Origin of the sequence: Bacillus sp. DB-2, from assembly GCF_003315125.1 — a bacterium.
Taxonomy (GTDB): domain Bacteria; phylum Bacillota; class Bacilli; order Bacillales; family Bacillaceae_G; genus Bacillus_A; species Bacillus_A mycoides.
Map to the genome: position 1 here is coordinate 22,714 of NZ_QNRN01000014.1, position 11,367 is coordinate 34,080.

At 35.1% G+C, this 11,367-nt stretch carries 9 protein-coding genes and 2 pseudogenes; 10 read left to right on the forward strand and 1 reads right to left on the reverse strand.

All coding sequences use genetic code 11. The features are described from left to right. Positions 1 to 213 precede the first annotated feature (213 nt). The 6 genes and pseudogenes from DET63_RS22090 to DET63_RS22110 all read left to right on the forward strand — a co-directional run bounded on the left by DET63_RS22090 (position 214) and on the right by DET63_RS22110 (position 7,196). On the forward strand, positions 214 to 762 hold the full coding sequence (locus tag DET63_RS22090; RefSeq protein WP_016121430.1) for an NfeD family protein: 549 nt from the start codon (positions 214 to 216) through the stop codon (positions 760 to 762). A 12-nt stretch (positions 763 to 774) separates the two neighbouring features. Next, positions 775 to 2,349 (forward strand): flotillin lipid rafts scaffold protein FloT, encoded by a 1,575-nt coding sequence (locus DET63_RS22095; protein WP_113937855.1) that lies wholly within the window; start codon positions 775 to 777, stop codon positions 2,347 to 2,349. 259 nt (positions 2,350 to 2,608) lie between these two features. Next, a pseudogene (locus tag DET63_RS31075) lies at positions 2,609 to 3,646 on the forward strand (HAMP domain-containing protein); the annotation flags it as partial. Between the two features lie 120 nt (positions 3,647 to 3,766). Continuing rightward, a complete protein-coding gene (locus tag DET63_RS31080) occupies positions 3,767 to 4,585 on the forward strand; it encodes a methyl-accepting chemotaxis protein (RefSeq protein WP_369811976.1) in 819 nt (272 codons plus the stop codon). Between the two features lie 308 nt (positions 4,586 to 4,893). Next, the gene (locus tag DET63_RS22105) at positions 4,894 to 6,504 is read left to right on the forward strand and encodes an ATP-binding protein (protein ID WP_113937857.1); all 1,611 of its coding nucleotides are present in this window, start codon (positions 4,894 to 4,896) and stop codon (positions 6,502 to 6,504) included. After that, positions 6,504 to 7,196, forward strand: coding sequence for a response regulator (locus DET63_RS22110; protein WP_044444439.1), 693 nt, complete (start codon positions 6,504 to 6,506; stop codon positions 7,194 to 7,196). Before DET63_RS22105 ends, DET63_RS22110 begins: the two co-directional genes overlap by 1 nt. 69 nt (positions 7,197 to 7,265) lie before the next feature. Here DET63_RS22110 and DET63_RS22115 read toward each other — a convergent pair whose 3' ends face one another. Continuing rightward, complete coding sequence (locus DET63_RS22115; protein WP_113937858.1) at positions 7,266 to 8,570, reverse strand: CitMHS family transporter; 1,305 nt, start codon at positions 8,568 to 8,570, stop codon at positions 7,266 to 7,268. A gap of 257 nt (positions 8,571 to 8,827) precedes the next feature. Between DET63_RS22115 and DET63_RS22120 the strand changes: the two genes are divergently transcribed. The 4 genes and pseudogenes from DET63_RS22120 to DET63_RS22140 all read left to right on the forward strand — a co-directional run. Beyond that, positions 8,828 to 9,082 carry a hypothetical protein gene (locus DET63_RS22120; RefSeq protein WP_113937859.1) on the forward strand — a complete coding sequence of 85 codons (255 nt, stop codon included), beginning with the start codon at positions 8,828 to 8,830 and terminating at the stop codon, positions 9,080 to 9,082. Positions 9,083 to 9,218: 136 nt separating this feature from the next. Then, positions 9,219 to 9,722 (forward strand): nitrous oxide reductase accessory protein NosL, encoded by a 504-nt coding sequence (locus DET63_RS22125; RefSeq protein ID WP_113937860.1) that lies wholly within the window; start codon positions 9,219 to 9,221, stop codon positions 9,720 to 9,722. Positions 9,723 to 10,161: 439 nt separating this feature from the next. Then, positions 10,162 to 11,040 carry an ankyrin repeat domain-containing protein gene (locus DET63_RS22135; protein ID WP_113937861.1) on the forward strand — a complete coding sequence of 293 codons (879 nt, stop codon included), beginning with the start codon at positions 10,162 to 10,164 and terminating at the stop codon, positions 11,038 to 11,040. Between the two features lie 153 nt (positions 11,041 to 11,193). After that, positions 11,194 to 11,301: pseudogene (locus DET63_RS22140) on the forward strand (GNAT family N-acetyltransferase); the annotation flags it as partial. Between the last annotated feature and the right edge of the window lie 66 nt (positions 11,302 to 11,367).

The following is an 11,367-nucleotide window of genomic DNA, read 5'->3' on the forward strand; positions in this document are numbered from 1 at the left end:
TGTGGAAAACAGTATATTATATAGATATACAATATATCGGTTATTTACTAGGAGGAGCCTGTCACAATAGGTTTCTCCTGTTCTTTTTTAGAGACCTGTCTTACAGGTTTTTCTTTAAAAATTAAATAACTGAAAATTAAGATTAATATTTTTTGAAAGAGGTGGGGCATACACATAACAAAAAAGGGATTGTTTAAGAAAGGGGGATAAGAAATGGTCTTGTTTGGTTATCCACTTGAAACAATTTATTTATACGGATTTATAATTGCAACTATACTTACTGTCATTTATATCTTCTTTGGAGATATATTTGAATCAATATTTAGCTTTGGTGGAGGATCTGTATCCGTTGTAACGTTGCTACTTAGTTTTTTCGCCATGTTATGTGGACTTAGTTATATAGGAGAATATTTATATTCTTATAATAGTCTCGTTATTTTCGGATCCTCATTTGCTATATCTTTTATCGGTGTTTTCATAATGAAAATACTAATTTTAAAACCAATTGCAGAAGCGGAACAAAATACTGTGCAACGTATGGATGAATTCATTGGTTGCAAGGGGGAAGTCATTACGACAATTCCTACAGAAGGATTTGGAGAAGTATTAATCTCATCCCAATTTGGAAGTAATGCAATACCAGCGAAAACAATTGGAAAAAAAGATATTTCACAAGGAACCGAGGTCATTATTGAAGGAGTTCAAGATGGTGTTTTGCTTGTACAAAACATCGCTTATTCTTTAAAGAAACCAAAATTATAAGGGGGAATTTATATGACGATTCCATTAATTATCGGTGGAATTTTACTCGCAATTTTACTTTTACTCATTTTAGTATTTATTACGAAGTATCGTACAGTTGGCCCGGACGAAGCATTAATTGTAACAGGGAACTGGCTTGGTGGTGGAAAGAATGTCGTTACCACTGATGATGGAAAGAAGATTAAGATTATCCGCGGTGGTGGTACTTTCGTTGTTCCAATTATGCAACGGGCAGAACTTCTTAGCTTATTAAACTACAAATTAGAAGTTGGAACACGTGATACGTATACGAAACAAGGTGTACCGATTACAGTAAACGGTGTTTCTATTATTAAAGTAGGATCGACAATTGAAGAAGTTTCTACAGCGGCTGAACAATATTTAGGAAAAGAAACGGAAGAGTTAAAAGTAGAAGCAAAAGAAGTTTTAGAAGGGCATCTACGTGCTATTTTATCTTCTATGACAGTAGAAGATGCTTATAGTAATAGAGAGCAATTCGCACAAAAGGTGCATGAAGTGGCTTCTACTGATTTGAAGAAGATGGGACTTCGCATCGTTTCCTTTACAATTAAAGAAATAATGGATAAAAACGGTTACTTAGATGCACTTGGTCAGCCGCAAATTGCAATGGTTAAGCGTGATGCAACAGTTGCGAATGCAGAGCGTGAAAAAGAGGCACGAATTGAAAAAGCTCGTGCTGAGAAAGAAGCAAAAGAAGCAGAATATCAACGTGATGCACAAATCGCTGAAGCTGAAAAACATAAGGAATTAAAAGTACAATCTTATAAGAGGGACCAAGAACAAGCTCGTGCAGATGCAGATCTTTCTTACGAATTACAACAAGCGAAAGCGCAACAAGGTGTTACAGAAGAGCAAATGCGAGTTAAAATCATTGAGCGTGAAAAGCAAATTGAGTTAGAAGAAAAAGAGATTGCGCGTCGTGAAAAGCAATACGATGCAGAAGTAAAGAAAAAGGCAGATGCAGATCGCTATGCTGTTGAACAATCAGCTGAAGCGGAAAAAGTAAAACAAATGAAAAAAGCAGATGCGGATCAATATAAAATTGAAGCAGAAGCAAGAGCACGTGCAGAAGAAGTTCGTGTAGAAGGTTTAGCAAAAGCAGAAATTGAAAAAGCACAAGGTCAGGCAAAGGCAGAAGTACAAAAGGCGCAAGGTACAGCGGAAGCAGATGTTATTAGGTTAAAAGGTTTAGCAGAAGCAGAAGCGAAACAAAAAATTGCAGAAGCATTTGAATTATATGGGCAAGCCGCGATTATGGATATGGTTCTTAAAATGCTTCCAAGTTATGCGAAAGAAATTGCGAGTCCGCTTAGCAACATTGATAAAATTACAGTCGTTGATACAGGCGGTGGTGGAAAGAATAGCGGTGCCGGAAAAGTTGCAGGGTATGCGACTGATTTAATGGCAACAATGCAGGAAACACTAAAAGCTTCTTCTGGTATTGATTTAAAAGAGTTATTAGAAGGGTTTGCAGGAAAAGGGGCAGTACAACAATTAGCAAATGATAAACCTGTTGTATCTGTAGTAGAAGATAAGGAAAAAGAAGTAGAAAAAACTAAAGAATAGTAAGATGGAAAGAACCTCTAGTAAGTGGGATACTAGAGGTTCTTCTGTGAATTATAATATTTCGAATAATATACATTTTTATACATTGTTTTAATTATTAAATTTTTATAGAATGAAGTATGTATGCAATAATCTTTTAAATTTAGAAAGATGAGTAAAGAGAAATAAAGAGTCTCATTAACGTATTTATATCTTATAATTTTTATAAATAGATTAATTGTAAGTTATTGCATGTAAAACGGTATGAAGGGGTAGGAATATGTTTCAAAGGAAATTAAGGAGTAGTAGTTTAAAAACAAAGTTACTTGTGTCATTTATTATTATTTTAATTCTTCCAAGTATTGTAATTGGTTGGACGTCTTATCAGCAGGCGAAAACAAATTTTAATGAAACGATTTTAAAATCGGCGAAAGATAACGTGAAGGTTTTAAATAATGTAATTAATAAAGAGTTAGATAGTAAGAAAGTAGACGCAGCATATTTTACAAAATTATTCACTGGAGCGAGTTATCAAGCAGATCAGCTTCAAAACGTGCAAAATAAATTAGAAGAATATAATAAATTACATCCAGAAATGGAAGCAATATATACTGGATCTAGTAATGGGCAATTTATTCAATCACCGGCAATTCAAATGCCAGAAGGGTATAATCCGGCAGAAAGAGATTGGTATAAAGAGGCAGTGAAAAAAAGTGGAGAAGTAATTATTACGGCTCCATATAAATCAAAAACGACAGGAAATATTGTTGTTACAATAGCAAAACAAAATGAGGATAAAAGTGGTGTTCTCGGTATTGATTTAATTATAAATGATATTGTAAATACTTCGAAAATGGTTAATATCGGTAAAGAAGGGTATGTTGCAATTTTTGATCAGGATAAAAATGTAGTAGCACATCCAATGCTGAAGCCAGGGGAAAAGGTAGAAGAGAAACTTGAAAAGGAACTGTATAAACAAGAAACAGGTGATTTTCAATTTTCATTAGATGGCGAGGATCGCAATATCACTTTTAAAACAAATAAGCAAACCGGATGGAAAATAGCAGGAATTATGCCTTCAAAAGAAATAATTGAAGCGGCTGAACCTATTTTCTATAAAACATTAACTGTTATTGGTATCTCATTAATAATTGGTGGGATTGTAATTTACTTCATAATCGCATCTATTATTAAACCGTTAAAACAACTTGTTATATCAGCGAGGAAAATTAGCGAAGGTGACTTAACGGAGTCAATTACTGTTCGTTCAAGAGATGAAATTGGTCAGTTAGGTGAAAGCTTTAATGAGATGGCGGCATCATTACATGATGTAATTTCAAATATTAATACTTCAGCTGGTCATGTAGCAGCTTCTTCGGAAGAATTAACAGCTAGTATGAAGCAAGCAAGTGAAGCGACGGAACAAATTACAAGGGCGATGGAACAAGTATCGAGTGGGGCAGAAATACAAACGCGGGAAGTTGAAGAAGGAGCGACTTTGTTAGAAGAAGTTACAGAAGGAATTCAGCGTGTTGCGGATAGCTCTTCATTAGTGTCCACAGCATCTATGTATACGAAGCAAAAAGCTGAAGATGGTGGAAAGTTAGTTGAACAAACTGTGAATCAAATGCAATTAATTCATGAATCTGTGTCACAGTCAGACAAAGTCATTTCTTTATTAGATGATAAGTCGAAGCAAATTGGAGCTATTCTAGAAGTGATTCAACATATTGCACAGCAGACAAACTTATTAGCATTAAATGCTGCAATTGAGGCTGCAAGAGCTGGAGAGCAAGGAAGAGGTTTTGCAATTGTAGCAGATGAAGTACGTAAACTAGCGGAACAATCGGGACAGTCTTCTACGGAAATTGGAAAGTTAGTGAAAGAGATACAATTTGATATAAAAGAAACTGTAAGTTCTATGAATCAAGTTGGGACAGAGGTACAATCAGGGCTTGTAGTTGCAAATGAGGCGAAGCAAAGCTTTGTAGAAATATTGAAATCTACAAATGATACAGTTGTACAAATTGATAGTATGGTAGATGTAGCGAAGCGAATGACGATAGATACAAAACAAGTAAGTGCATCTATTAATGAAATTGCAGCAACGATTGAAGAAAATGCAGCAAGCGTTCAAAATATTGCTGGCTCCTCTGAAGAACAAGTAGCTTCAGTAGAAGAAATAAATTCAGCAGCAGTTCACTTATCGCGAATGGCTGAAGAATTACAAGAGATGATTGGTAAATTTAAAGTGTAATAACAAGCATTAAGAAACGAGGTAGTAATTTTACTTCGTTTCTTTTTTTATCCCGCTATTTGTGGGCAGTAAAACTCCCACCTCATAATTCGGCTGGAGCAAAGAAGTTAGGTGGGAGTCGGGCGGCCCGTAGATGCCCGATTGGTGAAGGCTAATAATCAGTGGGGGATGAACAAAACCCCCACTGATTAAAGTTTCACTTTATGAAGATAAAGATAAAGAAATATATAGTAACCGTGTTATGATAAAAGGTGATAATTAAAAAGACTGTATTTTCTTTAAATTCTATCTTTAGCCATGTTAGGGGAATGATTTTGAAATTGAAGAAATTGAAACTACAACCGAGAATTACATTAACTATTAGTACACTTATTCTTGCTGTGCTTTTGTTAACGAGTTATTTATTTTACTACATATTATCTGAAACGGTAGAAGACCAAATCGGAAAAAGAGCGTTGCATGTTGCGAAAACAGTTGCTGCTATACCGGAAATCCAGGAAGCTTTTCAAAAAGAAAATCCAGCTTCTATTATTCAGCCAATTGCAGAAAAAATTCGAATCGAAACAGATGCTGACTTTATTGTAGTTGGAAATAAAGATGGTATTCGTTATGCACATCCTAAGCGAGATAAAATAGGAGAAGCTATGGTGGGCGGAGATAACAAAGGGGTTCTATTAGAAGGGAAATCTTACGTTTCGAAAGCAACGGGATCATTAGGGCCTTCACTACGCGGAAAAGTCCCGATTCGTAATCAGGATAATGAAATTATTGGTGTAGTATCTGTTGGTTTTTCAATGGATGATATTCATGGAGCGATAGAAGTGTATGGAAAGCGTGTGTTTTGGATTACAATAACAGGTCTGTTAATTGGGATAATGGGCTCTGTATATTTAGCAAAAAGTATTAAGCGGATGATGTTTGGAATGGAGCCAGAAGAAATTTCATCTTTATACGAGGAGCATAGTACAGTTATTCAATCTGTACGTGAAGGGATTGTAGTAATCGATAAAAATGGAATGGTTAGTTTAGTAAATCAAGCGGCATACGATATCCTTTCTTTAGATAAACAACAAAATATAATGGGAGAATTTATTTTAGATGTTATTCCTAATTCATCGATACTGGATGTGCTTCAAACCGGAGAAGAACAATTTGATCGCCAATTAAATATAAAAGGGCAGGATGTTATTGCCAATCGCCTACCTATTAAAGTTAATAATAAAGTAACTGGTGTAGTATCCAGCTTGCGCTTGAAATCTGAGATGGATCAATTAACAGCGGAATTATCTCAAACACGGCAGTATACAGAGGCATTGCGGGCGCAAACGCACGAATATAACAACTTATTGTATACGCTTTCAGGGCTTATTCAATTAGAGTCTTATGAAGATGCTTTAGAGCTTATTCATAAGGAAACGGCAGTATATCAAGAGTTCGTTCAATTTATTATGAAACGAATTCAAAATCCATGGTTAGGTGGGATTTTAATTGGATTTTATAATAGGGCGCGAGAGTTGAAGATTGATTTTATGTTAGATCGGGAAAGTAGTTTAGAAGAGTTAAGTCCGCATATTGAGAGTAATTACGTTGTTTCTATTTTAGGGAATTTGATCACGAATGCATTTGAAGCAATTGAAAGAAATCAAGATCATGATAAGAAAGTAAGAATGTTTGTAACAGACATTGGGGAAGAAATATTAATTGAAGTAGAAGATTCAGGACAAGGTGTTCATGATGAAATAATTACAAGTATATTCTATAAAGGTTTTTCGACGAAAGTGGGCGAAAAACGTGGGTATGGATTAGCAAAAGTGAAAGAGTTAGTAGAAGATTTAAACGGGAGTATTGCGATTGAAAAAGGGGATTTAGGTGGTGCTTTATTTATCATTGCATTACCGAAAGAGAGAGGCGAATTGTAATGAATGAGGGGATTGAAGTATTAATTGTAGAAGATGATATTCGGATTGCGGAAATTCATCGTCGTTTTACTGAAAAAATTGAGGGGTTTAAAGTAATTGGAACAGCAACGACTGGAGAACAGGCGAAGGAATGGTTAGAATTTGTAAAGCCACAACTCGTTTTATTAGATGTATATTTACCTGACATGCAAGGGACAGAACTCGTCACATATATTAGGCATAATTTGCATGATACAGATATTATTATGATCACAGCCGCATCAGAGACGGATGTAGTGCGGCATGCTTTACGAGGCGGGGTAACAGATTATATCGTAAAGCCTCTTACATTTGATCGGTTTAAAACAAGTTTAGAAAGTTATCAAAAGAAGATTACGAAGTTAAAGAAAAATGCTCAATTATCTTCAGAACAGATTGAACATCTATGGTCCCAAAGAGGGGTACAGGCAAATCCAATAGAATATGCGCCAAAAGGAATCGACCCTTTAACGTTAGCAAAAATAAAAAAGCATATGCTAACTATTAATGAAGAGGGAATTACTGCAGAGATACTAAGTTCAATGGTAGGTGTAAGCCGATCAACTGCGAGGCGTTATTTAGAGTATTTGATCTCTGGAAAGAAAGTGCATGCGGAGCTTATATATGGAAGTGTGGGAAGGCCAGAAAGAAGGTATTTCCGCGTTTCTTCATAGGGGATTTTTACAACAATAAAAACAGTAGAGGATTATTACATTTCCTCTACTGTTTTTTCTAGTTTCATCTTATATTGGAATAATTCCAATTACAATTCCAGTAATCAACATAACCATTGTCGTTCCAACAGCCCAAAGTAAAGTGAATCGTTGGTGTTCACCAAAATCAACCTTGGCCATTCCGACTAATAAATAAGTGGAAGCCACGAGGGGACTCAGTAAGTGAACAGGTTGACCGAGTAACGAAGCACGTCCCATTTCTGCTGCACTAATTCCGTAAGCAGCGGCAGCTTTTGTTAAAATAGGTAGTACACCGAAGTAAAAAGCATCATTGGACATGAAAAATGTGAACGGCATACTAAGAAGAGCTGTAATAATTGGTAGTTGTGGTCCAAGAGCATCTGGTATAAGAGTCACTACACTTTGAGCCATTGCATCTACCATTTTTGTCCCTGATAGAATACCAGTGAAAATTCCAGCGGCAAATACGAGAGAAACAACCGCTAATACGTTTCCAGCGTGAGAAGCAATACGTTCTTTTTGTTGTTCCAAGCTTGGATAATTAATCATCACCGCAATAGCAAAAGCGACTGTAAATAACACAGGTAACGGCATAATTTCTAGTATGAGACAGACGAGTAGGGCAACAGTTAATAAAAAGTTAATCCATAGTAGTTTCGGGCGTTTATGTATTTCAGCTTCGACTGTCGCAGCTTGCTCATCCATTGTTTGCATGTGTTTTAAATATTGGACATCCATAATTCCTAAACGTTTTCTTTCTTTTTTTCCAAGATAGTAGGCAACGAAAACTACCCAAATTGCACCAGCAATCATTCCTGGTATAAGTGGTGTGAAGAGCTCTGATGCATCAAGTCCAAGAGCACTCATAACCCGAGCAGTTGGTCCACCCCAAGGTGTAAGATTGGTAACACCTGCCCCTAACATAACAACCCCAGCTAATATAAGTGGATTCATCCCAAGACGTTTATATAATGGATACATTGCGGAAACTGTAATCATATATGTTGTTGTTCCGTCACCATCTAATGAAACGATAATAGTAAGAATAGCTGTACCAACAACAATTTTTAAAGGATCACCTTTTACAAATTTTAAAATTTTACTAATAACAGGATCGAATAAACCGCTATCAATCATAATTCCGAAATATAAAATGGCGAACATAAGCATAATACCAGTAGGTGCTAGCTTTTGAATTCCTTCTAACATCATCGGGCCCATATTGGCATAAAAGCCACCAATTAATGCGAAAATAATTGGAACTAATATTAATGCTACTAATGCAGACATACGTTTCGTCATAATCAAAAACATAAAGACAAATACCATTGTAAATCCGAGTAATGCTAACATGTAATCTCCCCCTCCAAAAAAAATGATTACGCTTTCAAAATAAAATAAAAATTCAGATAAAAGGTTTTTTGTTTATAATAAAAGGTTCAATTGGAATGGTAAATAATTTGAAAAATAACATCATTAGAAGCATAATCTTTATTTTGATCATTTTGTTCACAGGGTAATTTTGAATTTTTAAAAAGATAAATGCCTGTATGCAAGAATGGTAGAATAAGATGGAAATAGCGAAGCGTGAAGTAGGGAGTAGATTTTGAATGCAAACAAGAATAGAAGAAATTTATAGTTCGTGTAAAGGAAAAGTAGAGGAGATTTTTATTAATGAATCCTCTTACGTATATGAATGGGAAAAATTAATGATGATTCGAAAGCACGATGGTGAGCTTGAGAAAATCGGGGTAGGGATCAGTGGGAATATAAGGTTAGTAAATGTAGAAGTTGGACAAAACATTGATACGGACACATTATTAGTTAAGTTAGAAGATGATTTATTAATTACTGGTTGTGAATGATGAGAGATGTGTAGAAGTAACTGCACATCTCTTTTTTGTTCCATATATTACAAAAAGAACATTGTTTTTTCACAAATCTCACACAACCTTTTGGTATTCTTTTCGTGGAGTATACGGTTTCTAGGGAGGAATATTGATGAAAGTAAAATATGTCGTACTTGTTATATGTTTATGTTTCATATTTACGATAGTAGGATGTGGGAAAAAAGAACTAACAGCTGTTGCGATTAATGAGAAAAATGATAAGTGTGACATTTGCCAAATTGGGGTAATTGATAATCAATTCGCAACCGAAATTATTTTAGAAAATGGAAAAGCGTTAAAGTTTGATGATATTGGTTGCATGTATAAATGGATGGAGATTAATTCAGGTGAAAAGACGAAAGAAAAATTTGTTCGAGATTATGATTCGAAAGATTGGGTTTCGTTAGAAGATGCTACTTACGTATATGATAAAACAATAACGACACCGATGGCTTATAATGTCATTTCATTTAAAAATAAAAAAGATGCAGAGAGTTTTGTATCTAACTATAAGGGGAAAGTTCTTTCGTATAAAGAGTTATCAGAGCATAAATGGGAAATGAATAAAGAGATGATGGGAAAACCGAAAACGGGGAATCACGATGGGCATCATTAATAATAGAAAAAGGCAACTATATAGTTGTCTTTTTCTATTATTACTCAGGTGCAAATATAGAAAAGGTGTAAAAATTTTAGAAGAACGGTTACAATGGAATATAGTAACCTAAAGCAATCATTTACCCCGCATTAACGGGCAGTAAAACTCCCACCTCAAAATGTGGCTGGAGCGAAGAAGTTAGGTGGGAGATCAACTGCCCGTAAATGCCCGATTGGTTCAACTAATAATCAGTGGGGGATGAACAACCCCCACTGATTAAAGTTTCACTTTATGTACTTTTTAGAAATGTATACAAATGCGGTAAAAACGTGCTAAACTAATTGCTTCATAATGTTAATGATGAGGCCATCAGGCGTATCATTCCAATAGGTTGAGAAACATAGTATAAGTTTAAGATAATCCGATTAAAGAAGGAATCTAAAGGGCTTATGGATAAATGTACTCAAGAAGAGTTATTGTATGTGATGGAGGAATGGTTAAGAAAACATTATCTTTCATAGGAGCTGTAGTTGTGAGAAAACAAAAAATTTTATTATGTATGTTATTAGGACTTTTAATGACGGTAGTGGCTTGCGATAAGCAAGAAGAGCCAGAATCAAAACCGGTTCATGTGAAAAACGAAAAGAAAAAAGAAAAGCATAAAGAACAGGAAGAATCTAAAGAAGAAAAAAGTATAAATTTAATGGACAAACAGTTGCTACTTTCTGCGACGCTTGGAGACACAGAAACAGCTATGAAGCTGATCCAAGATGGAGCGAATATCAATGTAGAAGGTGACAACGGAGAAACGCCTGTCCTTGCAGCGACGTATCAAAATCATGTAGAGACAGTTAAAGCATTAATTGATGCGGGTGCTGATATTGAAATTCAAGACGAAAAACAAAGCAATCCATTTCTTTATGCAAGTAGAGAAGGATATACGGATATTGTAAAAGTATTAATTAATGCAGGAGTTAATACGAAGGAAACGACTAAGTCAGGTGGAACAGCACTTATTTCTGCATCTGAGCGTGGCCATGTAGAGGTTGTTAAAGAATTATTAGAGCATACAGATATTGATGTGAATTATAAGAATGAACGTGGTGGAACAGCTTTATTAGACGCAATTGTATTAGGAAATGGTAGTGAAAGTCATAAGAAAGTAATTCAAATGCTTATTGACCACGGGGCAGATGTAAATATGGCCAATAAGGAAAATATTACGCCGCTGCAATATGCTGAAAAAAGAGATTTTAAAGATATTGCGAATACGTTGAGGATAGCTGGAGCGAATGAAGTAGTACAGCCGCAACCACAACCACAACTGGCGGAATAACAAGCTGAAGAAATAGAAAGTACGAAATAATCCCATTTAGATAGGCAGAATGAAGAAGTCATTTAGTATGATGGATTCAGTAATGTGTATTTAAATGGGATTTTTGTTTTGAACATGAAAAATAGAGTATGAATGGATAGATAGTATAAATAAGAAAAACGTATTCCACTGTATAGTACTTCTTGGGATAATTGTGCTTCACAAGCAGTGGCGAGAAAACTAAAACTCATTAGCTATGGAATGAATTTACATATTGATTGAATTTTAAACATTGTTGTGTTCTGTTGGGGTTTATTCGTATATCTAGATTAATGTAAAAGTAATATA